The sequence below is a fragment of the Rickettsia hoogstraalii genome (genome assembly GCF_000825685.1).
Lineage (GTDB): Bacteria > Pseudomonadota > Alphaproteobacteria > Rickettsiales > Rickettsiaceae > Rickettsia > Rickettsia hoogstraalii.
In genome coordinates this window covers 1,406,290-1,431,557 of record NZ_CCXM01000001.1, presented here as the reverse complement: position 1 = coordinate 1,431,557, position 25,268 = coordinate 1,406,290, and the positions used below count along the sequence as shown (strand labels likewise).

Sequence of the window (25,268 nt, the reverse complement as noted above, 5' to 3'; positions counted from 1 at the left end):
AATTAAAACCTTTTAAAATTTCTAATTATTAACTATATAATATAGTATAAATGCGATTTCAAGCCATCTTTATTAATTATATTTATGAATTTATTCCTACAATCTTCTCAAAATGTAGCTACTGCACATAATAGAATAAAACAATATCTACATTTAACTCCGATCGTTCACTCTGAAAGCTTAAATGAGATGCTCGGTCATGAGATTTTTTTTAAGGTTGAATCATTACAAAAAACCGGTGCATTTAAAGTTAGAGGAGTGTTAAATCATTTATTAGAATTAAAAGAGCAAGGAAAATTACCTGATAAAATAGTCGGTTATAGTACGGGTAACCATGGGATTGGTCTTGCTTATGCAAGTAAATTATTCGGTATTAAAACAAGGATTTATTTACCGTTAAATACTTCAAAAGTAAAACAGCAAGCAGCTCTTTATTACGGCGGTGAAGTTATATATACATATACTCGACAAGAAGCGGAAGAAAAAGCAAAAGAAGATGAAAAGCAAGGATTTTACTATATGCATCCTTCCGATAGTGATTCTACAATAGCAGGAGCAGGCACGTTATGTTATGAAGCATTACAGCAGCTAGGCTTTAGTCCTGATGCTATTTTTGCCTCTTGCGGCGGCGGAGGTTTAATTTCCGGCTCATATCTTGCCAAGGAATTAATATCACCGACAAGCTTGTTAATAGGTTCAGAACCGTTTACGGCTAATGATGCTTATTTATCGGTTAAAAATAATAAGATATATAGATTTGATGACGCACCGACTACCATCGCAGACGGTCTTAAAACCTTAAGTGTATCAGCTCGTACATTTGAATATCTGAAAAAACTTGATCATTTTTATTTAGCAGAAGAATATGAAATATATTACTGGACGGCGTGGCTTACTCATTTACTTAAAGTTATATGCGAGCCGTCAAGTAGTATAAATATGGTTTCAGTGGTAAATTGGTTAAAAACACAATCCAAACCTCAAAAATTACTAGTACTAATCTCAGGCGGTAATATCGCCCCTATTCTCTATAATGAATTATGGAAAGAGGAGTATTTAACCGTTCCACCAAGCATTACTCACTAAAAATAAATATCGTCATTGCGAGAAGAAACTGTAAGTTTCGACGAAGCAATCTCAGGATATTTTACGAGATTGCCACGCAGCCTATGGCTGCTCGCAAGGCATTGTTGCGTAGATACCAAGTCGTCATTGCGAGGAGCGAAGCGACGCGGCAATCCAGGAAATAATTAAAAAAATTCTGTAAATAAGAATTTTTTACTGGATTGCTTCGTCAATTACTTCGTAATTTCCTCGCAATGACGACTTGGTATCCACGCAACACGACTTTCTCACAATAACATAGACTTTCCAAATTATATTAAAATTTAACCCTTACTTCTTACTGCTTCTTGATTTTTAGTAGAAGTACCAGGAGTAGTTTGCGGAGGTTTTATATTAGAACTTCTTAGTTTTATTAAATCTTCAAATATGGTTTTATCAAATGCTATTGGATTGATTTTTCTGAGTTCCGCTAAATTAAAATTATTAACTTCTTGCGGTTGAACTATAATAGCCTCACCCTTAACAGGAATTAAATTTTTAAATTCAGGATTAGTTGCTGCTTTATCTTTATTTTCATTCAAAAATTTTGTTAGACCTTCAGCTATTTCAGGATTTGTTAAAGCATTTGAAAAGATTTTATCATTAATTATCTTCACTACATATCCATCACTTAGAGTAATATATTTATCTACAACTTTTCCTAATCTTTCTTCCAAATAGTTTCTACCTGTAAATATCTGTTTAAATTTTTCCCATAAAGAAGTACCTCTATCATTAATATCTTTTAATTCAGTGGCTACTTTAGTACTATTTTCAGTTAGATAAGTAGAATCTAACTTATTTAATTCCCTTATTATTAATTCAGGATTCTTTATACCTGATGAGTTAGTAAGTATAATAGTTTCTTCTAATTGCTTACTAATTTTATTATTTTTTTCTAATCTACTACTAATCTGCTGTACCGTATAAGTGGCTGCCTTTTGTAATTCCTTAAATTCCGCTTGAGATAATTGATTTACTCTTGGGATAAACTGCTTACTATCTTCATTAAATTTCTGATTTTTATCTCCTTGAATAATAAATTTTTCATATTTCTCAAGTTTTTCCGGAGTGTTTTTAGGATCTTGTTTTAAGATTTCTATAGCTTTATCTTTTACAGCCTGTGCATATTGCTCTTTAGGTATAGAATTTCCGCTTACGGCTATTAATGCTTCTTTAGTTGCTCTTATAGGACCAGCAAAGATTTCTTCTTCATCTTCTATACCCATAAATGATAATTCGTCAAAAGGTCCTCCTTTATTTAGAGGAAGTACAAAACCCTTAAGTGCTGCTTCAGCCCTTGCGACATCAAACTTTAACTTATCTGCTGTACTAGGTATTAGTTTTGTATCTTGTCCTAAATTGATATGCAGGTTATCGACTAATTTTTGTACATCTTTATTTTCTACAACTTCACTAATAATTTTACTGGCAAGTACTTCAAGCGTACTAGTGATATATTCTTCAGATTGTAAATATTGTTGAATAGGGTCTAGAGTAAAAATATTTTTATTCAAAGTATCTAATCTACTATCTACGTTTTTTATATCAACTATTTTACCTTTTACTGCAGCTGATATCTCAGTTACTTCATCGTTTTTTTTAATTTTTTCAATAGTATCATTTATATTAGTTATAATCTCTGCCATATAATACTCATTATTAAGTTATTTGATATAATGAACCAAGTTATCAAACTTCTTAAAAATTCGCAACTATATTATCATATAAATCATTATTTACTATGCCCTGACTGTTGCCCACTCTCTTTACTTTTATTAAGCTTATCAACATGAGATATAGGGGTTGATATAGAAGACTTATAGCTTTGGGATATTGTTTTATTTTGCTCTTTACCTTGCTCTTTTTTTGCTGTTACGATATTGATTTCTTTATTTGGTGCTTGTTTTTCTCTTTGTAATTCTTCCGACAAATTTTTCATATCTATATATAAACTATTACTTTCTTTAAAGTTAGCGACTGCTTTATCTATATTTTTTGAGCATAATCCGTATCGGTAATAGCACTTACTATTCTTTGCCATAGCTTAGGTTTGGCTACTCTTTGTAATTCTAATGCTATACCTTCTCCTTTTCCGTGTTCAGTTAAATATCCAGGTTCTAGCTCTGATAGTACTTTTTTAGTACCGTTAACAAGTGCAGGATTATTGCTCTCAAGCAATGGGACAAAATTCTTAATAATTTCTCTACCTTGCTCTGTCATTTTTTCAGGCGGTAGTTTACTTATTGCCGGTAATAAAGTTTTAATTATATTAGGTTCATTTACTCCTAACTCATTAATAGACGATAAAGCTCTTGCTTCTTTTTTCATTTGTTTGAAAAGTAATTTTAAAAAATTCAGCTATCTTTAATGCTTCTTGTGTTAATGCTTCTAATTGTTTTGGATCATTAATTTGCTCTTGTTTATCAAGCTTAGGAGTAGTATTTTTAGTAAGAAATTTTCTGTAATTATCTAATTTCGTTTCTGAAGTATTCTTTTTTAGGTTATCTAATGTTTTATCTATTAATTTCTCTCTATATTGTTCTTTAGATATTTTTTGGTTAGCTAATTCTAACATAGCTTTTTCTAGTGGTTTTTTAATATCCATCACTTCATCTTCGCTTAAACCATTACGTTTTTCGTCTTTCATCTGCTCTACTTGAGACGCACTTAAATCTATGGCAAAACCTTTTAAAGCAGCTTCATTTTTAGCATTTGCAAAGCTATATTTTTCTTTTTCCTCTTCCGACGAAATTAATTTAGTTACTTCATCATGAGTGTTATATATAGTGTCAGTTAAAGATTGCACTACATCATTTGATAAATAATTAGTACTAAAAGGAGCAAACTGCGACTCTATTGCAGTAAAAATATTTTGTCTAGTAGCGGCAACATAGTTAAGAGGAGTAGAAGTATCTTTAAAAAATTTACTTTGAGTATTAAATTTACTATCAATGCTACTTATATTGTCTAAAAATTTATTATATAATTCTTCTGTACTTAATGGAGCCTGGCGATTTCCTTCAGGCTTATTAACATCTTTAGCCATATCATTTCCTCTATTAATTTATTATTTTAGACTTCTTGTCTAACGTAGCTAATAAGGAGGAATTTGAAGGAGACACTTCACCTCGAACCGCAGCGTACATTTAGTACGTGAAGATTCGAGTACCGGATCGACGTACAAATTACCCTTAGAAGCAAGTTATGTAAGAAGTCTATCAATTAAATTAGATAATAATTAGTTAAAGTATGCAAACCATTTTAAAATTTATGAATGAAAATTAATTAAAACTTATAAAAAGAATTGTATTTTTTCATAGAAGAGGTCCTGATCGTAATTTCATCAGGGATTTCGGTTATGAACCTTGAAGGGTAAGAGCGGACTATTTCATAAAATATTTTTCGGCTTTCAGCGTGGGTAATGTAGAGGTCTTTTTTAGCTCTCGTAATACCGACATAAGCAATGCGGCGTTCTTCTTCTAAGCCTTTTTCGCCGTCTTCGTCTAGAGACCTTTGAGACGGAAATACCCCCTCTTCCCATCCCGGTAAAAACACTACGTCAAACTCAAGCCCTTTAGCTGCGTGCAGGGTCATTATAGTAACAGAGCCACCGTAATTAGTTTCAAGCACTTCGTTTTCCATAACTAAACTTGAATGTTCGATAAAATCATGAACATCGTTAAATTCGGCAATAGCTCTAAGCATTTCGTTAATATTTTCGATTCTACCGAATGCTTCTTCGGTTTTTTCTTCTTGAAGCATTTCAAGATAACCGGAATCATCAAGTATTGCTTTAACCACGTTTATTGGAGCATCTATACTAAATCTTTCGTGCCAATTATCGATTTTAGTAACCAAATCTTTTAGAGTTTCATATGATTTTGCTTTAATCTCGCCCATTTCTAGCATTTCTTTAATGGCTGCGAAATTAGAAATATTTCGCTCAAGTGCATAGACTCTAATTTTATTTAAGCTAGCTGCACCTATTGCCCTTTTCGGCACATTTATAATACGCTCAAGTGCTAGATTGTCATTTTGATTTAAAGATATACGGATATAAGCAAGCACGTCTCTTATTTCCATACGTTCATAGAACCGCAAACCGCCTATAATTTTATAAGGCATAGCACTATTTATAAACGCTTCCTCAAAACTTCTTGTTTGAAATCCAGCTCGTACTAATATTGCAATATTGCCGGCATTATATCGGTCTTCTCTCACTAATTTATCTATTTCGCCGGCTATATATCTTGCTTCTTCTTTATCACTCCAACAAGAGATAATTTTTATCTTTTCACCGCTTTCCCTATCCGTCCATAACGTTTTACCGTGACGGTTTTTATTATTATTAATAACATTGGAAGCAGCAGCAAGTATTGGCAAAGTTGATCTATAATTCTGCTCTAATTTAATAATCGTTGCACCTGCAAAATCTTTTTCAAAGCGTAATATATTACCGACTTCCGCTCCTCGCCAACCATAGATAGATTGATCATCATCCCCTACACAGCAAATATTTTTATATAAACTTGCGAGCATTCTTGCCCATAAATACTGGACAACGTTAGTGTCTTGATATTCATCGATTAAAATATATCGATATTTTTCCTGGTAATATCTTAGTATTTCAGGATTTTTAATAAAAAGCTCATTATTATAAAGTAGCAAATCTCCAAAATCTAAAACATTAGAAATAAGTAAATTTTTCTGATATTCTTCGTATACAAGTTTTGCCACCCTCTGCAGCGGTAAATTAGTATCTGATGCTGATAATTTACTTGGTAATAATCCTTGATCTTTCCATCTCGAAATTATGATATGTATTAATTTAGGAGCATATTTTTTAGTATCAATATCTTTTAGTTTTACTATATCCTTAACTAGTTTTAATTGATCATCATGACTAATAATAGTAAATCTATTATTTAAACCAAGATTTAAATGCTCAATTTGGTCACGTAATATCCTAGCTGCCATTGAGTGGAAAGTGCCTATATTAAGACCGTAGCAATTAATTAGAGTGTTAACTCTTTCAGCCATTTCTTTAGCAGCTTTATTAGTAAAAGTAACGGCTAGAATATTTTGAGGTGAGGCTAAATTTTGGTGAATAATATTAGCTATTCTTGAGGTAAGTACTTTTGTTTTACCTGTCCCTGCACCTGCAAGCAATAAAAGCGGTCCTTCAGTATGAAGAACTGCTTTTTGCTGTTGTGGATTTAATGTATGTATGAAATCTTGATTTTGCATTTGTTTTTAAAGGTGTTGTAAATTGGTTGTCATCCCGTGGCTCGGTTTTCCGTCATTGCGAGGAAATTGCATAGCAATTGACGAAGCAATCCAGAAAAAATAACAAAAAAATTCTGTAAATCAGAATTTTTTTGTTATTTTTTCTGGATTGCCGCGTCGCTTCGCTCCTCGCAATGACGATTTGATATCCACGCAACAATGCCGCCACGGTATGACACTATTCTAAAATATCACCTAATTCTTTTCAGATTTTTAATAATATAAGAAATAGTAATTATCGGACTACAAATAATTATTTTAAATAACCTAAAATAAGAGCTTAAATTTCTATCTTCAATAAACCAATTATATAAATCATTTATAGGTTTAATCTCAGCAGGAATAATATATTTATCTTTGAATAATTCTTTCAAAGCTCTTTTTGCATGTTTTGCCTCGGCTTTACGCTCTATTGTTAAGCTTTGATCATGTACTCGGTAGAAATATAAAGATTCCGGTATATGAGCAAATTTCGTAACAAGTCCAAAACGAAGCCAATATTCATAATCATCCACCAACTGCATATTTTCATTATATCCCCCTATTTGTCTTGCTAAATCGGCTCTATATAAGAAACATGCACCGACACAATCTCTAATCGGTAAAAACTCAGGCGGTTCTTGATAAAGTCTTGCACCTATACTACCTTGCTCATCGATTAAAGTATAATCAGTATATACAAGCCCTATCTCAGGTGAATTATCAAGTGTCTTAACCATTTTTTCTAAAGCATTTTCATGGAAAAGATTATCATCTGAAGTCCAAGTAAAATACTCCCCCTTGGCCTCTTTAAAAGCAACATTCAAACTTGCCGGTAATTTTTTATTGGTCTCGTTTACTATTACCTTAATACGTGAATCCTGCTCTGCATATTTCCTAGCTACTATAACGCTACTATCTTTTGAGCAATCATCAATAATAATAAGCTCAAAGTCTTTAAAGCTTTGATTAAGGCAGCTCTCAATAGCAAAAGGTAATAGCTTCTCCCTATTATAAACCGGTAAAACTATTGAGATTTTTAGAGTGTTAGTATGCATCCACCCCTAGAATATCAAGTTTTTCTATATATTGAATTACGGTTTCTTGTAATTCGTCGGAATAATAATTATGTTCAAAGTTTAATAATGTATTACATAAAGCATTATTAAGCTCTTGAGGTATTATGATTTCAATCTTATTAAAATTGTTCAATTAGTCGTACTATAGGATCAAAATATTCAATTGAAAGCGGTATCTTTTTATCTAACAATTCAGCAAGATTATTAGATGTTATGTGTAAGTGGTGATTTACTTTTTCTTTACCTATTATTAAACAAAGCGATTCATAATTATCAAGTATAAGGCTAATTTCTTCAATTTTTCTTTCAATATCATTTATAGGAACAGGCATAATTTTTATTCATAATTATTATTTCATTGTCATACCGTGGTCAAGCCACGGGAGATGACAGAGGTGAAATTGATACACGCAACAATACCTCGCAGGAATGACATAAAAGAAACCATGCGGGCATTCTTAATTCTGTAAATTTATATATTTCGTATTTAGATATTCAAATATCCCTTCAAATGAGCCTTCAACTCCAAAGCCTGAAGCTTTACGCCCTGCAAAAGGTGCTTTTGCATTTCCGGGCAATGGGTTATTAATTGAAACCATACCAAAATCAAGCCTAGTTGCTATCATTTGTGCCACAGATATATTATTTGAATATACATATCCTTGCAAGCCGTATTCGGTATTATTTGCACGTTCTATTACTTCATCCAAATCTTTAAATTTATAGCACGCAACCACCGGACCGAATATTTCTGTTCTAAAGATATCCATATTATCCAAACAGTCAATAATAATAGTAGGCTCAATAAAATTATCAACAGCTTTACCGCCGCAAATTAATTTAGCTCCTTTATTTTGTGCATCAGCGAGTAGCTTTTGTATTTTTTCTATGGCAGCAGAGTTAATTAACGGACCTATATCTGATGCTTTATCAAATCCGTCACCAGATTTAAGCTTAGTAAATTTAGCCTTTAGAATTTCTATAAATTTTTCATATATAGATTCTTCTATAAATATCCTATTGGGTGAAGTACAAGACTGCCCTCTATTTCTAGTTTTAGCGATTACTAAATCACTTGCTACTTTCTCTAAATTATTATCTGCCGTTATAATGAAAGGAGCATTGCCGCCAAGTTCCAAAGATAAACGTTTTAGAGTATTTGCAGCATTTTGATATAGAATTTTACCGACATTTGTAGAACCGGTAAATGATAATTTCCGAAGCCTAAAATCTTCGCAAAAAGCCTTACCTATAACATCCGAATCACCGGTAATCACGTTAAATACTCCGGCGGGCAAACCGGCATCGCTTGCAAATTTCGCAAGTATTAAAGCTGATAGAGGCGTAAGGCTTGACGGTTTTAATATAACGCTACAACCCGCAGCTATTGCAGGTACTACCTTACGAGTAATCATTGCATTTGGAAAATTCCAAGGAGTTATAGCAGCAACAGGTCCTACCGGCTCATATTGCGTAACAATTTTATGAGCTTTACTACTGCCTGGTTTAATAGTCCCGTGAATATTATGTATAACATATGTATACCAATCAATAAAAGATGCTCCGTATAGAATTTCTTTTTTGGATTCAGAGAGTACTTTACCCTGCTCTAGTGTTAATATATGACTTAACTCATCAATATTTTCGATTACTAAATTATACCATTTTCTAAGAATCGCTATTCTTTCTTCAAATGAACTTTGTGACCATGAAGAAAAAGTTTGCACCGTATTATTAATTGCTGAATTAATCTCAGATAATCCTAAATTCGGAACTGTAGCGATTTCTTTTAAGGTTGAAGGATTAATAATGGATATTTGCTTCCCAAATTCTACAAATTCACCGTTTATATAATTCTTTCCCGTAATATTTTTAAGTAAGTTCATAAATTTCCTATTGGTATTATTGTGCGGATACTAAAATCGTCATTGCAAGCGAACACAAGCGTTGCCTGCGTGGATACCACTCCGTCATTGCGAGAAGAAACTACAAGTTTCGACGAAGCAATCCAGTAAAAAAATTCTGTAAATCAGAATTTTTTTAATTATTTTCCTGGATTGCCACGTCGCTTCGCTCCTCGCAATGACGATTCGAGCTATACAACAATGCTGCACAGAAATGACATATAGTACTTTTCTAATCTTAAAATTATCCGGTAATACTAGCAAGAAAAATATAATAATTAAGCTACTTCATCGTAACAACTTCTTACTACGCCGGCAATATTTGTATCAAACTCCTCTACTCCAATCGTGAATTGTTTACCGTCTTTAGAGAACGTAATTTCTTTATCAGTATCTACTTTATCTCCAATAAAAACATCACCTTCTTGTACTCGTGTTATCAAATTTAATTGTTCTCCTAATATTTTCCAAATAACCACCTTTTGCTCAATATTGTCAATATATTGCTCAAGCTGTTTCATGCCGCTCGGATACTAATATGAGTAAATCCTCCACGCATTGCAATTTCTTCAAAAAATTCTTTATTGTAGTTCTCACCAAAGCCTACCGCATACATATTAAATTGAATTTAACGTTTCTACATATTTCTTAATATCTTCAATAGAATTTTCCTTATCAGAAAAAGATTCCATTCTAGATTGATCATTAAATGAAACTATATTAATTTTCCAATTAGGGATCTCAACTAATTTAGCTAGTATCTTTTGTATATTACTTTTATAATCACTAAAAGTATATTTCATACTATCTAATATCTATTAATAAAGTTATTATTAGTATTTAGATATTCCGGGTCTTTAGAAGAAAACATAATAGGAAATTTATCGTCTTTCTGCCAGACAAAACCATTAAATATCGGAAATAAATATTTTAATAAATACTGCTTATCAAGGATAAATCCGCATTCCAAATTAGAAGCGATAATAGGTGGTTTACCGTCAACTTTATAAGCTTGAACGGCTTGCATTACTGCACCGTTATTTAGAGTAAAAGTTAAGCTATTATTTTCTTTATGAGAAATAATTTGTGATATTAATTTAGAAAATTCAGTAAGTGGATAGGTATAATCTGTAGCCGGTGTTGCTTCACCTGTTAAAATTTTTGATAAGCAGTTAATAATTCTTTATTAAATTCAGCTTCTAACCTTATTGTTTCTAAAATTTTAGACAAACCATACTCTGTTATAAGATCACCATCTACTAGCTTATAAAATAACTCTCCTATTTCTATATCTGAAGTATCCGCATATATAGTTCAGATTCTACTATATTCTCCTTATTATCCTTAAATAAAGCATGTATCACATTCTTCTTTAATTCATCAGGGGATGCTAATAATGTACGAAAATGTTCTAAGTCATTAGAAGTTGTTTTAAAAATAACTTTATTATCAGTTACCTTTGTAACTCCTATTTCTGCTCCTATAGCTTTTAAAAAAATTTCCCATTTTTTCTCTGAAGTTAAGTGCTGTGTAGGCATAATTCCTCTCTATTTTATAAAATTAGAAAGAAAGATTATATTGCTATAATTTTTAATACAAGAATTTATTAAAAAAAATTAATGAATTTTTATATGATTATGTCTTTTTTTTAGGAATTTTATTATTTATTCAAAAATTTCTCTGCTTCGAGTGCAGCCATGCAGCCTGTTCCTGCTGCAGTTACTGCTTGTCTATAAATTTTATCCTGAACGTCACCAGCAGCAAAAACCCCTTCTACGCTAGTTTTAGTTGTACCTGACTTCGTGATGATATAATTATCGTCATCCATTGCAATTTGTCCGGTAAATAGCCCCGTATTCGGTGCATGCCCGATAGCTATAAATACACCTCTACAATTCACTAAACTAACCTCTTTGGTGTGGACATTTTGAATTTTAACTCCGGTAACGGATTTTGGTTTATCGCTACCTACAATCTCATCTACTACATGATCCCAAATTACCGATATTTTAGGGTTTTTAAATAATCGATCCTGTAATATTTTCTCAGCTCTAAAACTATCTCTTCTATGTATTATAGTAACTTTGCTAGCATGATTGGTTAAGTATAAAGCTTCTTCTACTGCACTATTTCCTCCCCCTACTACAACTATTTCTTGATTCTTAAAAAAGAAACCATCGCAAGTAGCACATGCCGAAACACCAAAACCACGAAATTCCTGCTCTGAAGCTATACCAAGCCATTTTGCTTCCGCACCGGTACAGATGATTATACTTTCTGCTTCATACTCATTCCCAGCTCCGGTAAATACTTTAAAAGGTCTTTTTGATAAATCCACTTTTTCCACGTAATCACTAATAATTTCTGTACCGACATTTTTAGCCTGCATAGACATTTGTTCCATAAGCCAAGGTCCTTGCACCGTTTCCGCAAATCCGGGATAATTCTCAACATCGGTGGTAATTGTAAGCTGCCCGCCTGGCTGCATACCATTAATTAATATTGGTTTTAGAGCGGCTCTAGCCGTATAAATAGCGGCACTTAGACCCGCAGGACCTGAACCTATTATTAGTACTTTAGTAGTAATTTTCATAATTATTAGTTGTTTATTTGATTTGACTTTACTTTATTGTATGTATATCCAAGCCGTCATTGCGAGCGGTCGAAGACCGTGCGGCAATCCAGAAAAAATAATAAAAAAATTCTGATTTACAGAATTTTTTACTGGATTGCTTCGTCAAAATTTTTAATTTTTCCTCGCAATGACGAAAAAATTGAGCCATACAACAACACCGCGACCGTAGGAAGCGTGGCAATCTCATGAAATAATAACAAATTCCTGAGATTGCTTCGTCAATTGCTATGCAATTTCCTCGCAATGACGATTTGATATCCACGCAGAAATGACATCAAGACTTCTTCTCTAACCAAGATTTGATATAGTTAATTTCTTCAGGATTCATTAGGGAAGGAGCATGACCGGCATATTTTATTTCATAAAGATCAAAAGTCTTTGTTTCTTTCATCTTTTTAACAGTAGATTTTGTTAAAATTTGAGATTTGATCCCATGAATTACTAATATTCTACATTTTATTTTATTCCATACGGACCATAGTTTAACATCTTCTTGATTACTAGCATTTTTCATTCCTTTTGTTATAGCAGGATCATAATTCATTTTATATTTTCCGCCAAATGTAGAAATTACGCTATATTTTGTTAAATAATCCCAATCTTCTTCATCTTTAATACCTATTTGGGCATAAATAAGTTTTAAATGTTCTTTTGCACTAGCCAAATCATCTAAGAGTATCGTTTTTTTAGCATAACCTCCAATTTTAATTAAAGGAGCGGCATCAATAAATGCCCCTATATCATTTAATATTAAGGCTTTAAAAATATTTTTATATTTACTGGCAAGTACCATACCTATAATACCACCCATTGAAGTACCGAGCCAAATAGGTTTTTTAATATTTAGTCTTTTAAAAAAGAATAACGTATCTTTAATATAGGTAGTATAATTATAATGATTAGCTTTTTTAAAATTTTCGCTATCACTGCGACCGGGATAATTTATTGAAATTACTCTATAATTTTTACTTAACTCTTTAGCTATTTTATCAAAATCATGAGCATTTCTAGTTAATCCGTGAGCACATACTATTATATTTTTATTTTTAGGATCACCGAATTCCACATAAGAAATTTTATGTTTCGGTATATATTGAAGAGGTAATAAATTAATATAGGGACCAATTTTTATTGAATTAATTTTCATATGAACCTATTAATACCAATTTAGAATAAATTTCAAAAAAATCATTGTCATCATGTTATTAATTTAAGTCACTTAAAAATATACTGACCATTGTCGGCATATATATAACTACAAAAAGCAAAGATAAAAACACGGTAGCTGCAACTTTCTCAGGATAAAATTTCTGTAAATTCGCTATAACTATAGTATTTGCTGCGAGTGGTGCCGTAGAAAGTAGTTTTAGAGCATTATAGTAATCATTATTATACCATTTTGTTACAAAATGATCAAACATGATAAATAACCCTACTCCCAAAGGATAGAATAAAAATTTAGCAGCAAACGTAGCAAGAGTAAATTTTATATCGACTTCAAATTTTTGTAGAGATGAAAGAGCAAGGCCCACCATCACCATACCTAGTATCGAAAAAGAACCTTTCATATTATATATAAAATCATCTAAAAAATCCGGTAAAGTAAAACCGCAAAAACTAAATAAACATCCCAAGAAAAAAGCGTTTAAAATCGGTAATTTTACTACTTTTAATATACTATCGGTGGTATTAGCAAAACTTCGCATACAAATATAAAAGCCGACGGAACATTCATAAATATTAACTCCTATAACAGCCATCATATAAATACTTAATGTATAATCATCGAAAAGTGCTGCAGCTATAGGCAACATAAAATATCCGCCATTTGCCGTACCTGCAGACAAAGCTATAATATTACGTGTATGATCTTGCCAAAATTTACCAAAAAAATAATAAGAAAAAAGCGATAAGAGTGTTGCAATTACAAATGTTACGACCGTAACACTTAATGCCGAAAGTGTTAAGGTTGTACTAGCAGGTATCGTAAAAAATACTATAGGTGATATAAAATAGAATAGTAACGAAGAGATACTATCTCTTTCAACATTTGAATATTTACCTGCTAAGAATCCTATTACTACACTTAATAATACCGAAACGGTTTTAAAAAAAACTATACTAAAGATTATCATGTAATGAGCTAAAGATATAATTACTTATAATATATGAGGTTTTATTTTTTTTCACTAAATTTTGTAAAGATTTTTATTTTATTAACTTTTAATTGAAATATTATAAATATTATGGTATTTAAGATTTGTTGTTTAATATTATATATACTCCTGTGAAATGAAGAGTTGAGATACGAAGTTCAACTTGAAAAAGAGAAAGGAGTCAGTAAGCCGAGGAGCGGAGCGTATATTTAATACGTGAGCATCCTAGGACTTACAAAGACGACGTAGCCAATTTTGGGGGTTCAACGAGTATATTTATGCAAAATCTATTACCCTTATTAAATTATATTTTTTTGTTTAAATACCTATTCTAATCCTATGCCGCTTGGTCTTGAATTAAATAAAACTACCAATATAGATTTAACAAAAAAATACAAAATCATCAATAAAGAACCTAATTATTGGCAAGGATATAATTATTATATAGAACCAAATGAAAAAACTATATCTAAAGCTTTAGTAATATGTAATGATTTTAATGTAATAGAAGCCGTTATCTTAACTATAGATAAAAATAAATTTGAAGAGTTTTATAACATCTTAAAAGATAAATATAGTTTAGAAGAAGAAAATGATAAAGTGGTTACTTTCAAGGATGGTGAATGTTTAATCATACTTGAATCTTCTGAATTAAATATCGAAATGGAACTTGTATATAACAAACGGTTTTTATAAAGAATTTTTAAATAAACTAGATAAAGAAGAAAAATTAGAGCAGGAACAGATGAAGAGAATGCTGTAGCTATAATCAATCGTCATTGCGAGCGACTAAAAGGAGCACGGCAATCTCAGGACTTTGGCATGAGATTGCTTCGTCAAATTACTTCATAATTTTCCTCGCAATGACGGGGTGATATCCACACAACAACACCTACGCAGGAATGACATAGTTAGCCACTTCGGAAATTATAGGCATTCGTAAATTATATTTTTTTATCAAATCCAAAACTAATTTTAATGCTTCTCTTCCCTCTACTAACTCTTTATATTCTTGTAAAAATTTCTTTTTATCACTACTAATTCCAAGCTCATAACCGAATTTTGTATTGCGTGAGCCTAAAGAATAGCAAGTAAGGACTAAATCGCCTACTACTCCCGCCTCTAATAATAGACCTCTTGCATAACTTGCTTCTAAGGATAATTTGTGCGTCGATCCGGTACTCGCATCCTCACGTACTAAAGTGTACGCTGCGGTGCGAGGTGAAGTGTCTCCTACAAATTCCTCCTTATTAGCTGCGTTATCCAATAAGTCTAATATATCTGCTCTCTCTTGCATACCACCTAAAGCTTTCGATAAAATAGCAATTTCTTTTAAGGCAGCTACTATAAGCGTTGCTCTTGCATTTTCGCCCTGCTCTCTTGCTAAATCAATTCCGCTTTTAATAGCAAAGATATTTTTCAATGCTCCTGCTACCTGTAATGTCACAATATCTCTTGTCATATTAGTAGTAAAAATTTTTGAACTTAGGTTATAAGCTATCTTATTTGCTATATCTATATCTAAACTTGCAATACTTGCCGAAGCCGGTAAATTTTTAGCTAGTTCTTTCGCTAGATTCGGACCTGCAAAAAACGCTGTAGTGCTATGCGGTAATAGAGTTTCTAACCTATCTGAAAATAATTCGGTAGGGTTACGAGCAAAGCCTTTTGTTGCGATTAGAAGAGTATTGTCTTTAGAAATGCCGTGAGTTTTTAATAATTTTATTGAGTCATCAAAAGCGTAAGACGGCACTGCAATAATAATTAGTTCAAAATCCTTAATTATATCTAAGTTTGTAGTAGCCTGTAAATGAGTAGGTAATTTAATATCCCCTAAATATTTTATGTTAGTTTTTTTATGTAAAATTTCTTTTGCTATTTCCTCGTCACGTAAAAATAAAGTAACGTTATTACAGTTTTGTGCTACTAAAGAAGCAAGACTAGTACCAAAACTCCCTCCTCCATAAACCGCAATATTTTTAAATTTATTCATTTTATTTTTTCTTTGTCACCCCGCAATACACAAATCGTCATTGCGAGGAGTTGCTTTAGCAACGACGCGGCAATCTCGTCAAATATCCTGAGATTGCTTCGTCAAAATTTTCAATTTTTCCTCGCAATGACGGAAAAAACGATCTACAACTCCTCTACTCCACAGCTTTCTCAAGATTTACTATTATCACAGGGGATTTATTAATTTCCTGTTTCAAGGTTTTACGGATTGTTCCTTTTATTGCTTCGATTACTTGTTCATCCGACAATGCTTTTTTAGCCTGTTTATTTTGAATGGTAACAAGTTCTTTAATATCGTTTTTAATGAGGTTAACTAATGCCATATCCTCTTTCGGATCAAGCAGCCCCGGCATAGACAGCATTGGGTTTGCAGCAAGCAACCCTTTTTTATTAATTACTACTGATGCTACCACGATACCTGCCTCACGCATACGTCTTCTAGCTTTAAAAATCGGGGATTCGACGGGCAGCAAATAATTACCGTCAACGGCTAAATAACCGCTTTCAACCTTTGAAATTACTTTCGCATTATTGGACTCAAGCAATACTACACTACCATTTTCAACCTCTACCGCCTGTTTTATACCGTTTTTCTTAGCAAGCTTAACATGTTCATGAATATGTACCGGCTCGCCATGAACTGGAATACAGATATTCGGTCTAATCAGAGAGTACATTTTTTGCAGCTCATCAATCGATGGATGACCTGAAACATGCACAAAATGATCTCGCTCAGTAATAACTTCTACACCGGCTTTAACAAATATATTAAATAGCCTGAATATTTTCTTTTCATTACCCGGAATAATTTTTGAAGAAAAAATCATTGTATCCTTAGGAGCAAGCTTTATAGATTGGTGAGAATTACTAGCCAATTTTGCGGTTGCTGCCATAGGTTCGCCCTGACAACCGGTAGCAATTACTAATAATTCTTCTCTTCTAAATCTACTAACGTCATGTTCACTAATTAGAGGAGCAATATCTTTAAAATAGCCGCTTTCTTGAGCAGCAAGCATCATACGGTGTAAACTTCTACCGGTTAAGACTACTTTTCTACCAGCAAGCTCAGCTGCATGAATTATCGTATCAAGCCGTGCTAAATTAGAGGCAAAGGTTGAAACTACTACCATTTGAGGGCAGCCGGCTATGATATCTACTAAACTTTTTCTAACATCTCCCTCAGAACCTGAGCTTCCTTTATTAAACACATTAGTTGAATCACAAACAAGTGCAAGAACCCCTTCATCTCCATAAGATTTTAGAAGCTCCTCATCGGCTTTTTTCCCAAGTACCGGATCATTATCAAATTTCCAATCTCCCGTATGTAAAATATTACCTGCATCCGTACGGATCATAATTGCTTGCATTTCAGGAGCCGAGTGAGTCAGCGGCACCATCTCTAAGGAAAAAGGATCTAGACTTATTTTACTACCCGGTTTTACTTCATGAATTTTTATATTTTTAGCAAAATCATATTCATTTAAACGAATTTTTAAAAAATTTGCTGTGAAAGTAGTAGTATAAATAGGACATTTAAGGCTATTCCATAAATATTGGACACCGCCTAAATGATCCTCGTGAGCATGAGTTAAAATCAGACCTACTATATCTTTTTTATATTTCTCTATAAAGCTACTATCGGCAATTATCATATCAACACCAGGTAAGTAGTCATCGGCAAAACCGCTACCGCAATCAATCATTAACCATTTACCTTTATAATGGAAAAGATTAAGATTCATACCTATTTCATTAGATCCTCCTAGCGGTACAAATAGCAGATCATTTTTATGATTTTTGATGTTGAATGATGACATAATTTAACTTAATATTTATTTTATTACTTTATTCTTATAACTTATTATTAGTTAAGCGTCTATATATTTAAAAAAAATTCATATAATGAATATAAATAAAATAGCATTGATTTATAACCAAAATTCCAAACATCTAACTATTATAGAGGAAATAAAAAAACTCTATAATTATTGTAAAATAGAGGAAGCAGAAGCAATTATCGTAATAGGCGGCGATGGAGAATTACTACATAATATTCACCGCTATATGAATCTTAATATCCCTTTTTATGGAGTTAATTTAGGAAGTCTCGGCTTTTTAATGAATCCTTTAGATACCAAGAATTTATTACAAAATATACATGAAAGTACAGTTTCTATTCTAAATCCTCTTCTTATGCAAGCTGAAGATATAAGCGGTCAAATATATACCGCACTTGCTATTAACGAAGTATCGATATTTCGTAAAACTAATCAAGCTGCTAAATTTAGAATAGACGTAAACGAAATAGAGAGGATGAGCGAATTAGTAGCAGACGGAGCTTTAGTTGCAACGCCTGCCGGAAGTAGTGCTTACAATTTATCTGCCGGCGGTCCTATTTTACCGCTTGAATCAAATATGCTATGCCTAACCCCTATCTGCTCTTTTAGACCGCGTAGATGGCACGGTGCTTTACTGCTTTCATCTGCTACAATTAAATTTGAAATACTTAATACAAATAAACGACCGGTAAATGCTACTGCCGACTTTCAGGAGTTTAATAATATCACAAATGTTACCGTTAAATCTACCAAGGATAAGCCTATCAAACTGCTCTTTAATAAAAACCATACGCTGGAAGATAGAATTATTAAAGAGCAATTCGGTGGGTAATTATTAAAAAATATTAATAATTTTTTGACTAAGAATTAAATTAATGTATGATGCCTTGTTAAAATATGATGCCTTGTTAAAAATAACTAGGCATTATATATGAAATCAAAAAAGTCTTCTATTAACTTTTCTGAAAATAACCATATTTTATGGTTACCGCTTGAAACTCACAATATTACCTTAAATACAGCTATAGAATTATACTCAACAATAGTTAGAAGTTTTGACATAAAAAAAGATTATTTAAAAACTATTGAAGAAATAAAAAACTCAAAATTAGCTATTGGAATGTGTATTAAAAAATTACAGTTACGAAGAACTTAAAAATCATGAGTTATTTAAAGATTATGAGATTAGTGAATATAATTCTTTAATTAATAAAAATTCTAAAGTAGAAATATTTTTTGAATACAAACCTAGCTCTAATTCTTCTAACCCTATTGCTAAAATTATCAATAAATTTATCGCTAAGGAAAATATTTTTCGTTTAGCCGTAATAGAAAAAAATATTTCATTAATGGAAGAAGTAGCCACAGATACACTTAAATCAGCACCTATAGTTTTAAATTTACTTAAAACTCAAGGAGAATGGTATCAAAAATATCTAAATTTTATTGCAGAAATTCTATTATTTGTAAAACCTGAATTTCAACCTGATATTATTAAACAATTAGCAAATATAGAAGATTTTGCTATTTTAAGCTCTTTTTCTGAAATATTGCTTACTACCAAAAAATATGATGAAATAATAACATTACTTGAACCACGACTAGCAAAGCTAGTAAACAATGAGCAAAAACAGGAAAGTAAAGTCATCTATTTTTGCCGTTATAATCTATCGGCAGCCTATAATAATACAGGAAAATTGTCATTAGCCGAAGAGCAATTATTACGCATTTTAAAGGATCGACCAAACAATATGAATTAGCTAAACAATTTATACAAAAAATACCTAAAAATAAAATAACTCCATATCTCAGTAATATCTTTCAGGAAATAGAATTTTTATTAAATCCTGAAGAATATATTAACCAAATTCATATAGAAGCTCTTGTTAGCAACCTTAATTTTTCACAAGCACAAGCTATAGAAAAAATTAATAAGATTATCACTTGTTTAATCGCAATTAAGAAATACGACTTAGCTTTAAACGAAGTTGAGGAAATTTTACAATATGATAATAAAAATCAGGAAGCCATTGAAAATGGACTCACAGCTGCAAGGCTAGCTAATGATCAAGAAAAGATACAGGAATATATTGGCTTATTATCACTTAAAGAAGAGCTAGAGCAGTATGAAAATCAAAATCCTATAGAAATTCATGAATATTATCAATCAATAAAAAATGCACATTTACTTCATACTATCGGCAGGTTATTCCTAGTTATAGCAGTTGGAAAGTTAATAAAGAAGGAAAAATTACAAGTAATAACACTACTCCTTTAGGCAAATATCAAGGACTTGAATGTTATGGAAGAATTAGTGAAAAATTACAAGAAAAACTAGATAAGAATCAATGGGATAAATTTGTAAATGCCTTAAAAAAAAGTATAATATATAGACAACAAGGGGATAACGGCGTTAAATTTATCGGTAAAAAAGCAGTTGAAATTAAAATTGATGGGGACCAACGTTTATTCACAAATATATTACACTCAAACGAACAAGGTGAATTACTGATAAATTTTGATCATCAAGGGAATCATAATGATGTAATAAAATTCGCCGGTGAACATCATCTAGAATTTCACCAAGATTTGTTATAAAATTTTTCGTCATTGCGAGGAGGCATTGTTGCGTGGATACTCCCCCGTCATTGCGAGCAGTCGTAGACTGCGTGGCAATCCAGAAAAATAATAAAAAAATTCTGTAAATCAGAATTTTTTACTGGATTGCTTCGTCAAAACTTACAGTTTTTCCTCGCAATGACAACTTAGTTATCCACACAACAAACCCGATTAAAGTTATGCTTGCTCTTGAGTTTCAAAAAACATTCTGCAGTCTCCTACAACTTCTTCACTAGGACCTTCAGGATATAAATTTATATATTCTGCATCTATTTTACTTAAGAAATACGGTAAAGATGATTCTGCATGCAGCGGTTCTAAATTTTTTGCACGTAAGATATAAATAGGACTAATTGAATCTTCTTTAACTTTGTCAATTAAGTTGTAACCATAAATTCCGCCGCCTAAAAGCTTTTTTTCTTCTCTATCTATATCTCTTGAAAACTGTAGTGTAGTAATCTCTGCTGTATTGTCAGGTTTAGTTGCAATAATTGCACAATGAGTTTTATAAAGATAAATATCACCCGGCTCAATTAATTCTAATTGTTTTTGATCTATATCATTTAAAGTTGCAACTAACTCATAACCATATTTAGAATGATTTTCTCTCATTTGAGCTGTAGTTATACTTTTTATCTGCTCGGTAGGTAAATAAGTTGCTTTACCCACGCTACTTGAGCAATCCTCAGGTCCAAACACTAATTGATCTTTAAAATAACGATGTCCGCCATATTGATAATCTCCAAAAAGTAGCATACCTTTTTCGCCGACAAAATGATAGTCTTCCGGTATTAACTCTTTCGGCAGCTCATATTGAGAATTATAAAATTTATAACCGGTGGCAGCTCCTACCAACGGTATCGGCTCAATATCAAGTATTTGGGCAATACTTTCAAGTAACACAGAACTAACAGAAGAGTTCTCATTCCCCCAAAACGATACCGTGCTATCAGATTATAAAACAGGTAATTCATTAGAATTTATTTCGTTTGATAAACCACTATAAAACTTTCCTTTTATTATTTGATCTATTAAATTATCCTCTTGCTGCTTTGCATAACCTAAAGCCATTTTTAACTGCAAATCAGTTTTATTAAATTTTATAGGGTAATCTATATCATTTACATCTTGTTTTTTTAAATAGTCATTTACTGATTTACTTTTGTTATAAAAATCCTCTAAAGCTTGGATAATTTCCTTTCCTGTTATCTCACCGCTTTTATCAATGCCATTTTCTTCCCATGCCTTAACTATAGCATCTTGCTCTTTATTTTGCACATCTCTAATTGCTAATTGTTTAGCTCTAATTTGAGCTACCATGTGAAGAACTGATTTTGAGTTAATCTTAAAATCTTGCATAAAACCTCTTTTTTAATAATAGAGGTTAAAAGTTAAATATTTTTAATAAAGTTGTCAACATTTTATTAAAATTTATTAATATTTTACTCAAAAGGTTGGCGTAGGTTAATAGCGGCAGATAAGGTACCTTCATCTAAATAATCAAGTTCACCTCCGATAGGTATACCGCTAGCTAGGCGAGAAATTTTGGCAGGATGTTCTTTTAAATATTCAGTAATAAAATACGCAGTAGTTTGACCTTCTAAAGTAGAATTAGTAGCAATAATAACTTCTTTAATATTTTCTGCAAAACATCTTTTAAGTAGTTCAGGTAACCGAAGTATGCTAGGATTTTGCCTACTAGCTGCCGATAAATTATAACTTAGTACATGATATAAACCTTTAAAATTACCGCTACGCTCCATTGCCCATAGTTCAGCTACGGTTTCAACAACAGCAATAACCGATTTATCTCTATATTCAGAAGAGCAAATACAGCAAATATTTTCCGTATCCATATTACCGCAAATCTCGCATTTTACTATTTTCTTATCTATCTCTACAAGGTTATTAATCAGGCTTTTTAACCTAACATCTTTGTCTTGTAGTAGATAAAGCACTATACGTCTTGCCGACCTACTACCAAGCCCAGGCAATTTGGAAAAAAGATAAATTAGCTGGTCTATATCATTATCATTTGTTTTATTCATAGTCGGAGTATATATCATTATAAATGAAGAGTTGGTATACAATACGAAGCTCAATTTGGAAAGAGCAAGGCGTTTTGAAGCTTTTAACCGCAGCGTACATACTAGTACGTGAGGATTAAAAGCAAAAAACAACGTAGCCAATTTTTCAAATTCAGCGAGTATATATTAAGACTTAATAACGACTGTTCCGGCTATCTTATCATGCAATGCTTGTTTTTTAGAAGAAAAAAGTATGAAAAAAATACCTATAGGAAAAGTCATATACCCTAAAAATCTTTTAATTAACTGCTTTAAAGTCGGACGATTTAATGTTACGGCATCTACGATTTTCATACGTAAAAACATTTTACTAAGCGTTGCACCTTTATAATACCAAAGCGTTACGAAATATGAGCCTATTACTAATATATTAGTAGCAAAAATTGAAATATTAAACAAAATATATTTATTAAAATTCCCTGCTTTAAGATATTCATAAAATTCCTGATTCATAACAGAGTTAAACATTTCATTGGAATTATGAAGATTAATGTTATTACTAAGGAAATAATCATTAAAGAACAACCATAATAAATTAAAAGAACAAAATTGTGATATTGGAATTGCTATAAAGGCAAATAATGATAAATCAAGTGCTGTAGAAAAAATTCGTGCTATAAAATCAGGATAAATAATTTGCTTTTTCATTGCCGGTTACTTTATTTTGGTGTTAGATAGTAAGGGTTGTGGTATGGTGCTATTTTGTCACCCCGTGGCTTGACCACGGTATCCAGTCTTTTTTATTTTTTTCTGGACCCCGTGGTCAAGCCACGGGGTGACAAAAGGATCGAGCAATACAACATACATAATCAAAATTCAATATATTACATTTATGAATCAATTTGAAGCATATAGTTTATTATTCGTTGATAGTTTTGTCTCAAATCTTGTTATCGGTTTTCAGAATGAATTAATATTTCATTCTATGAAAATGTTTGGGGGCTATAATAGTTTAATAATGCTGTTAGTAGCTATTTGTGCTTCTCTTAGCGGTAATGCAGTCAATTATATTTTTGGAAGAATAGTTTTAAATATCTTTTATGCTTCCAAAAACGAACAAAGTATCTTAAGACATAAAAATTTAACAAAATTATATTATAAATATGAGATATTTATAATTTTCTTAATGACCTTTCCTTTTTGGGAATGCTTTATTTCTTTATTCTCTGGTTTTTTTAAAACAAAATTTCTAAAATTTTTAGGTATTGGTTGTTTGGCAAAAGCATGCTATTATGCTCTAGAATTGTATATATTTTAACTCATGAAAAAATTAACCAAAACTAATTCTCATAGACAACAAAAATTAGCAAGCATTATAAATGAAGCATTAATCGAAATTCTAAGACGTGGTAAAATGCTGGATAGCAGACTTTTTGATTGTCCTCTCACTATTACGAAAGTTATAGTTACTACTGATCTAAAAATAGCTAATTGTTATTTCTTGCCTTTTAATACTAAACTAACAATAGATGAAATTATGGATGCATTAAATAATTCTAAAAATGCTATCAGAAATTTTATTACTAATAAAATAAATATGAAATTCTCGCCTGATATAAGATTTCATTATGATCACGGATTTGATAATGCTATAAAAGTGGAAGAGTTGCTAAAAAATATATAGGTGCTAGGGGATAAACTCAATCATTGAAAACAATAATATCATAATAATTAAAATAATCAAGATATTTTAGTTATTTTTTAAACTTTAAGTATAACTCAAATAAAAATAAATCCTTATTTTTATTAAATAACTTTAAAAGATTATTTTTTTATATTAAGATATAAGAATAATCTTTTAATAAAAATAAATAGAAAATGTCTCCTCAAATAATAGAGTTATTAATTTTTGCCGTTATTGCCTTTTACATCATCAACAAATTAATTACGACTCTCGGTTCTACTTCAGAAGAGGAACAAACAAAGCAAAAATCTTATTTTGGCGAACCGGTTATTAAGGACGTAACTTACAGTACAGTTAAATCTAATAAAGAAGAAAAAAACATTCCAACAGCCCAAGATATTAAAGCTTTTAAAGATATAATAGTGGAACATAATATAACTGCGGTCGTAGATGGAATGGAACAAGTACATAAACGCCTTTATTCCTTTGACCCGGTTAAATTTATAAATAATGCTAAAACTGCTTTTCAAATGATTATAGAAGCTGCTTATAAAAAAGACACTCAAGAATTATCTGAACTGATAGATAAAAGATACTTGGAAGAATTTGAAAAAATAACACCGTCTTACGGTGATTTTTTTGACTCATCGGCTTTAAGTGCAAAATATTCAGAAATTTACATGTTCGGTAATAACATATTTATTAAATTACTATTTCAAGGTAAAAATGTAGTTGACAAAATTGAAGATTTAAAAGAAGAATGGACATTTACACGTAATGCTAATACCAAAGAAGTTGATTGGTTTTTAAGCAATATTGAGAGAGTGTAAATAAAATTCTACGTCATTGCGAGGAGCGAAGCGACGCGGCAACCTCGTGCCAAAGTCCTGAGATTGCTTCGTCAATTGCCATGCAATTTCCTCTAAATCACACAACAAACC

General features: G+C 31.5%; 32 protein-coding genes and 2 pseudogenes. 10 read left to right on the top strand and 24 right to left on the bottom strand.

Annotation, left to right across the window (positions count from 1 at the left end; genetic code table 11):
- Positions 1-84 precede the first annotated feature (84 nt).
- Positions 85-1,086, top strand: a complete 1,002-nt coding sequence (locus BN1174_RS07405) for a serine/threonine dehydratase (protein ID WP_040257722.1) — start codon at positions 85-87, stop codon at positions 1,084-1,086.
- Positions 1,087-1,101: 15 nt separating this feature from the next.
- Positions 1,102-1,254: a hypothetical protein gene (locus BN1174_RS10385; protein WP_156138547.1), complete on the top strand. Its 153-nt coding sequence runs from the start codon at positions 1,102-1,104 to the stop codon at positions 1,252-1,254.
- 134 nt (positions 1,255-1,388) lie between these two features.
- Here BN1174_RS10385 and BN1174_RS07400 read toward each other — a convergent pair whose 3' ends face one another.
- The 4 genes from BN1174_RS07400 to BN1174_RS12030 all read right to left on the bottom strand — a co-directional run bounded on the left by BN1174_RS07400 (position 1,389) and on the right by BN1174_RS12030 (position 4,153).
- Positions 1,389-2,753, bottom strand: a complete 1,365-nt coding sequence (locus BN1174_RS07400; protein WP_040257720.1) for a hypothetical protein — start codon at positions 2,751-2,753, stop codon at positions 1,389-1,391.
- Between the two features lie 86 nt (positions 2,754-2,839).
- Positions 2,840-3,046 (bottom strand): hypothetical protein, encoded by a 207-nt coding sequence (locus tag BN1174_RS07395; protein ID WP_231555854.1) that lies wholly within the window; start codon positions 3,044-3,046, stop codon positions 2,840-2,842.
- A 47-nt stretch (positions 3,047-3,093) separates the two neighbouring features.
- Positions 3,094-3,435: a hypothetical protein gene (locus BN1174_RS12035; protein ID WP_231555853.1), complete on the bottom strand. Its 342-nt coding sequence runs from the start codon at positions 3,433-3,435 to the stop codon at positions 3,094-3,096.
- A complete protein-coding gene (locus BN1174_RS12030; protein WP_231555852.1) occupies positions 3,401-4,153 on the bottom strand; it encodes a hypothetical protein in 753 nt (250 codons plus the stop codon). The genes BN1174_RS12035 and BN1174_RS12030 overlap by 35 nt, the downstream gene beginning before the upstream one ends.
- 26 nt (positions 4,154-4,179) lie before the next feature.
- Here BN1174_RS12030 and BN1174_RS09300 point away from each other — a divergent pair.
- Positions 4,180-4,331 (top strand): annotated as a pseudogene (locus tag BN1174_RS09300) (palindromic element RPE1 domain-containing protein); the annotation flags it as partial.
- Positions 4,332-4,392: 61 nt separating this feature from the next.
- Here the strand turns inward: BN1174_RS09300 and pcrA are convergent.
- The 13 genes from pcrA to BN1174_RS07335 all read right to left on the bottom strand — a co-directional run bounded on the left by pcrA (position 4,393) and on the right by BN1174_RS07335 (position 14,125).
- Positions 4,393-6,354, bottom strand: a complete 1,962-nt coding sequence (pcrA, locus tag BN1174_RS07385) for a DNA helicase PcrA (RefSeq protein WP_040257718.1) — start codon at positions 6,352-6,354, stop codon at positions 4,393-4,395.
- A gap of 230 nt (positions 6,355-6,584) precedes the next feature.
- On the bottom strand, positions 6,585-7,430 hold the full coding sequence (locus BN1174_RS07380) for a glycosyltransferase (RefSeq protein ID WP_040257717.1): 846 nt from the start codon (positions 7,428-7,430) through the stop codon (positions 6,585-6,587).
- On the bottom strand, positions 7,420-7,584 hold the full coding sequence (locus BN1174_RS12025; protein ID WP_231555851.1) for a hypothetical protein: 165 nt from the start codon (positions 7,582-7,584) through the stop codon (positions 7,420-7,422). Before BN1174_RS12025 ends, BN1174_RS07380 begins: the two co-directional genes overlap by 11 nt.
- The gene (locus BN1174_RS12020; RefSeq protein ID WP_231555850.1) at positions 7,571-7,783 is read right to left on the bottom strand and encodes a hypothetical protein; all 213 of its coding nucleotides are present in this window, start codon (positions 7,781-7,783) and stop codon (positions 7,571-7,573) included. Before BN1174_RS12020 ends, BN1174_RS12025 begins: the two co-directional genes overlap by 14 nt.
- Positions 7,784-7,909: 126 nt before the next feature.
- Positions 7,910-9,337, bottom strand: coding sequence for an NAD-dependent succinate-semialdehyde dehydrogenase (locus BN1174_RS07370; RefSeq protein WP_040257714.1), 1,428 nt, complete (start codon positions 9,335-9,337; stop codon positions 7,910-7,912).
- Positions 9,338-9,633: 296 nt separating this feature from the next.
- Positions 9,634-9,876, bottom strand: a complete 243-nt coding sequence (locus BN1174_RS07365) for a hypothetical protein (protein WP_040257713.1) — start codon at positions 9,874-9,876, stop codon at positions 9,634-9,636.
- Between the two features lie 96 nt (positions 9,877-9,972).
- Positions 9,973-10,158, bottom strand: coding sequence for a hypothetical protein (locus tag BN1174_RS07360; RefSeq protein ID WP_040257711.1), 186 nt, complete (start codon positions 10,156-10,158; stop codon positions 9,973-9,975).
- Between the two features lie 5 nt (positions 10,159-10,163).
- Positions 10,164-10,382 (bottom strand): hypothetical protein, encoded by a 219-nt coding sequence (locus BN1174_RS07355; protein WP_040257708.1) that lies wholly within the window; start codon positions 10,380-10,382, stop codon positions 10,164-10,166.
- 259 nt (positions 10,383-10,641) lie between these two features.
- Positions 10,642-10,893: a hypothetical protein gene (locus BN1174_RS07350; protein ID WP_045812427.1), complete on the bottom strand. Its 252-nt coding sequence runs from the start codon at positions 10,891-10,893 to the stop codon at positions 10,642-10,644.
- A gap of 122 nt (positions 10,894-11,015) precedes the next feature.
- The gene (trxB, locus tag BN1174_RS07345) at positions 11,016-11,948 is read right to left on the bottom strand and encodes a thioredoxin-disulfide reductase (protein WP_040257706.1); all 933 of its coding nucleotides are present in this window, start codon (positions 11,946-11,948) and stop codon (positions 11,016-11,018) included.
- A gap of 28 nt (positions 11,949-11,976) precedes the next feature.
- Positions 11,977-12,234: a hypothetical protein gene (locus tag BN1174_RS11045; RefSeq protein WP_197062064.1), complete on the bottom strand. Its 258-nt coding sequence runs from the start codon at positions 12,232-12,234 to the stop codon at positions 11,977-11,979.
- Positions 12,235-12,264: 30 nt separating this feature from the next.
- Entirely contained in the window at positions 12,265-13,137 is an 873-nt protein-coding gene (locus BN1174_RS07340) for an alpha/beta fold hydrolase (RefSeq protein WP_040257704.1), read from the bottom strand.
- 58 nt (positions 13,138-13,195) lie between these two features.
- Entirely contained in the window at positions 13,196-14,125 is a 930-nt protein-coding gene (locus tag BN1174_RS07335) for an AEC family transporter (protein WP_011271009.1), read from the bottom strand.
- Positions 14,126-14,485: 360 nt separating this feature from the next.
- Here BN1174_RS07335 and BN1174_RS11040 point away from each other — a divergent pair, with 360 nt between their 5' ends.
- Entirely contained in the window at positions 14,486-14,842 is a 357-nt protein-coding gene (locus BN1174_RS11040) for a hypothetical protein (RefSeq protein WP_197062093.1), read from the top strand.
- A gap of 196 nt (positions 14,843-15,038) precedes the next feature.
- Here BN1174_RS11040 and BN1174_RS07325 read toward each other — a convergent pair whose 3' ends face one another.
- Entirely contained in the window at positions 15,039-16,139 is a 1,101-nt protein-coding gene (locus tag BN1174_RS07325; protein WP_040257701.1) for an NAD(P)H-dependent glycerol-3-phosphate dehydrogenase, read from the bottom strand.
- Positions 16,140-16,293: 154 nt separating this feature from the next.
- Positions 16,294-17,976, bottom strand: a complete 1,683-nt coding sequence (locus BN1174_RS07320; protein ID WP_040257699.1) for a ribonuclease J — start codon at positions 17,974-17,976, stop codon at positions 16,294-16,296.
- An 85-nt stretch (positions 17,977-18,061) separates the two neighbouring features.
- On the opposite strand from BN1174_RS07320, the gene BN1174_RS07315 reads away from it, so the two are divergent.
- From BN1174_RS07315 to BN1174_RS12005, 3 genes are all read left to right on the top strand, one after another.
- Positions 18,062-18,829 carry an NAD kinase gene (locus BN1174_RS07315; protein WP_040257697.1) on the top strand — a complete coding sequence of 256 codons (768 nt, stop codon included), beginning with the start codon at positions 18,062-18,064 and terminating at the stop codon, positions 18,827-18,829.
- Between the two features lie 99 nt (positions 18,830-18,928).
- Positions 18,929-19,153, top strand: a complete 225-nt coding sequence (locus BN1174_RS07310) for a hypothetical protein (RefSeq protein WP_040257695.1) — start codon at positions 18,929-18,931, stop codon at positions 19,151-19,153.
- Positions 19,113-19,757 (top strand): hypothetical protein, encoded by a 645-nt coding sequence (locus tag BN1174_RS12005; protein WP_231555849.1) that lies wholly within the window; start codon positions 19,113-19,115, stop codon positions 19,755-19,757. The genes BN1174_RS07310 and BN1174_RS12005 overlap by 41 nt, the downstream gene beginning before the upstream one ends.
- Positions 19,758-20,793: 1,036 nt before the next feature.
- Here the strand turns inward: BN1174_RS12005 and BN1174_RS12000 are convergent.
- From BN1174_RS12000 to BN1174_RS07285, 4 genes and pseudogenes are all read right to left on the bottom strand, one after another.
- Positions 20,794-21,558 (bottom strand): annotated as a pseudogene (locus tag BN1174_RS12000) (RP439 family protein); the annotation flags it as partial.
- A gap of 12 nt (positions 21,559-21,570) precedes the next feature.
- Complete coding sequence (locus BN1174_RS11995; RefSeq protein ID WP_231555847.1) at positions 21,571-21,975, bottom strand: hypothetical protein; 405 nt, start codon at positions 21,973-21,975, stop codon at positions 21,571-21,573.
- An 83-nt stretch (positions 21,976-22,058) separates the two neighbouring features.
- A complete protein-coding gene (gene recR, locus BN1174_RS07290) occupies positions 22,059-22,664 on the bottom strand; it encodes a recombination mediator RecR (RefSeq protein ID WP_040257693.1) in 606 nt (201 codons plus the stop codon).
- A 165-nt stretch (positions 22,665-22,829) separates the two neighbouring features.
- Entirely contained in the window at positions 22,830-23,351 is a 522-nt protein-coding gene (locus tag BN1174_RS07285; protein WP_040257691.1) for an RDD family protein, read from the bottom strand.
- A gap of 184 nt (positions 23,352-23,535) precedes the next feature.
- On the opposite strand from BN1174_RS07285, the gene BN1174_RS07280 reads away from it, so the two are divergent.
- The 3 genes from BN1174_RS07280 (at position 23,536) to BN1174_RS07270 (ending at position 25,157) form a co-directional block, all read left to right on the top strand.
- On the top strand, positions 23,536-23,961 hold the full coding sequence (locus BN1174_RS07280) for a YqaA family protein (RefSeq protein WP_040257689.1): 426 nt from the start codon (positions 23,536-23,538) through the stop codon (positions 23,959-23,961).
- A 3-nt stretch (positions 23,962-23,964) separates the two neighbouring features.
- Entirely contained in the window at positions 23,965-24,327 is a 363-nt protein-coding gene (gene rbfA, locus BN1174_RS07275) for a 30S ribosome-binding factor RbfA (RefSeq protein WP_040257687.1), read from the top strand.
- Between the two features lie 194 nt (positions 24,328-24,521).
- The gene (locus tag BN1174_RS07270; RefSeq protein ID WP_040257685.1) at positions 24,522-25,157 is read left to right on the top strand and encodes a Tim44 domain-containing protein; all 636 of its coding nucleotides are present in this window, start codon (positions 24,522-24,524) and stop codon (positions 25,155-25,157) included.
- Here the strand turns inward: BN1174_RS07270 and BN1174_RS12440 are convergent.
- Positions 25,134-25,265, bottom strand: a complete 132-nt coding sequence (locus BN1174_RS12440; RefSeq protein ID WP_269379098.1) for a hypothetical protein — start codon at positions 25,263-25,265, stop codon at positions 25,134-25,136. The two genes, BN1174_RS07270 and BN1174_RS12440, sit on opposite strands and share 24 nt — an antisense overlap.
- Between the last annotated feature and the right edge of the window lie 3 nt (positions 25,266-25,268).

Bases quoted from the DNA above. Each gene is read 5' to 3' on its own strand.
- BN1174_RS07405 (WP_040257722.1), top strand. From the start codon at position 85: ATGAATTTATTCCTACAATCTTCTCAAAATGTAGCTACTGCACATAAT.
- BN1174_RS07400 (WP_040257720.1), bottom strand. From the start codon at position 2,753: ATGGCAGAGATTATAACTAATATAAATGATACTATTGAAAAAATTAAA.
- BN1174_RS07395 (WP_231555854.1), bottom strand. From the start codon at position 3,046: ATGAAAAATTTGTCGGAAGAATTACAAAGAGAAAAACAAGCACCAAAT.
- BN1174_RS12035 (WP_231555853.1), bottom strand. From the start codon at position 3,435: ATGAAAAAAGAAGCAAGAGCTTTATCGTCTATTAATGAGTTAGGAGTA.
- BN1174_RS12030 (WP_231555852.1), bottom strand. From the start codon at position 4,153: ATGGCTAAAGATGTTAATAAGCCTGAAGGAAATCGCCAGGCTCCATTA.
- pcrA (WP_040257718.1), bottom strand. From the start codon at position 6,354: ATGCAAAATCAAGATTTCATACATACATTAAATCCACAACAGCAAAAA.
- BN1174_RS07380 (WP_040257717.1), bottom strand. From the start codon at position 7,430: ATGCATACTAACACTCTAAAAATCTCAATAGTTTTACCGGTTTATAAT.
- BN1174_RS12020 (WP_231555850.1), bottom strand. From the start codon at position 7,783: ATGCCTGTTCCTATAAATGATATTGAAAGAAAAATTGAAGAAATTAGC.
- BN1174_RS07370 (WP_040257714.1), bottom strand. From the start codon at position 9,337: ATGAACTTACTTAAAAATATTACGGGAAAGAATTATATAAACGGTGAA.
- BN1174_RS07365 (WP_040257713.1), bottom strand. From the start codon at position 9,876: ATGAAACAGCTTGAGCAATATATTGACAATATTGAGCAAAAGGTGGTT.
- BN1174_RS07360 (WP_040257711.1), bottom strand. From the start codon at position 10,158: ATGAAATATACTTTTAGTGATTATAAAAGTAATATACAAAAGATACTA.
- BN1174_RS07355 (WP_040257708.1), bottom strand. From the start codon at position 10,382: ATGCAAGCCGTTCAAGCTTATAAAGTTGACGGTAAACCACCTATTATC.
- BN1174_RS07350 (WP_045812427.1), bottom strand. From the start codon at position 10,893: ATGCCTACACAGCACTTAACTTCAGAGAAAAAATGGGAAATTTTTTTA.
- trxB (WP_040257706.1), bottom strand. From the start codon at position 11,948: ATGAAAATTACTACTAAAGTACTAATAATAGGTTCAGGTCCTGCGGGT.
- BN1174_RS07340 (WP_040257704.1), bottom strand. From the start codon at position 13,137: ATGAAAATTAATTCAATAAAAATTGGTCCCTATATTAATTTATTACCT.
- BN1174_RS07335 (WP_011271009.1), bottom strand. From the start codon at position 14,125: ATGATAATCTTTAGTATAGTTTTTTTTAAAACCGTTTCGGTATTATTA.
- BN1174_RS11040 (WP_197062093.1), top strand. From the start codon at position 14,486: ATGCCGCTTGGTCTTGAATTAAATAAAACTACCAATATAGATTTAACA.
- BN1174_RS07325 (WP_040257701.1), bottom strand. From the start codon at position 16,139: ATGAATAAATTTAAAAATATTGCGGTTTATGGAGGAGGGAGTTTTGGT.
- BN1174_RS07320 (WP_040257699.1), bottom strand. From the start codon at position 17,976: ATGTCATCATTCAACATCAAAAATCATAAAAATGATCTGCTATTTGTA.
- BN1174_RS07315 (WP_040257697.1), top strand. From the start codon at position 18,062: ATGAATATAAATAAAATAGCATTGATTTATAACCAAAATTCCAAACAT.
- BN1174_RS07310 (WP_040257695.1), top strand. From the start codon at position 18,929: ATGAAATCAAAAAAGTCTTCTATTAACTTTTCTGAAAATAACCATATT.
- BN1174_RS11995 (WP_231555847.1), bottom strand. From the start codon at position 21,975: ATGCAAGATTTTAAGATTAACTCAAAATCAGTTCTTCACATGGTAGCT.
- recR (WP_040257693.1), bottom strand. From the start codon at position 22,664: ATGAATAAAACAAATGATAATGATATAGACCAGCTAATTTATCTTTTT.
- BN1174_RS07285 (WP_040257691.1), bottom strand. From the start codon at position 23,351: ATGAAAAAGCAAATTATTTATCCTGATTTTATAGCACGAATTTTTTCT.
- BN1174_RS07280 (WP_040257689.1), top strand. From the start codon at position 23,536: ATGAATCAATTTGAAGCATATAGTTTATTATTCGTTGATAGTTTTGTC.
- rbfA (WP_040257687.1), top strand. From the start codon at position 23,965: ATGAAAAAATTAACCAAAACTAATTCTCATAGACAACAAAAATTAGCA.
- BN1174_RS07270 (WP_040257685.1), top strand. From the start codon at position 24,522: ATGTCTCCTCAAATAATAGAGTTATTAATTTTTGCCGTTATTGCCTTT.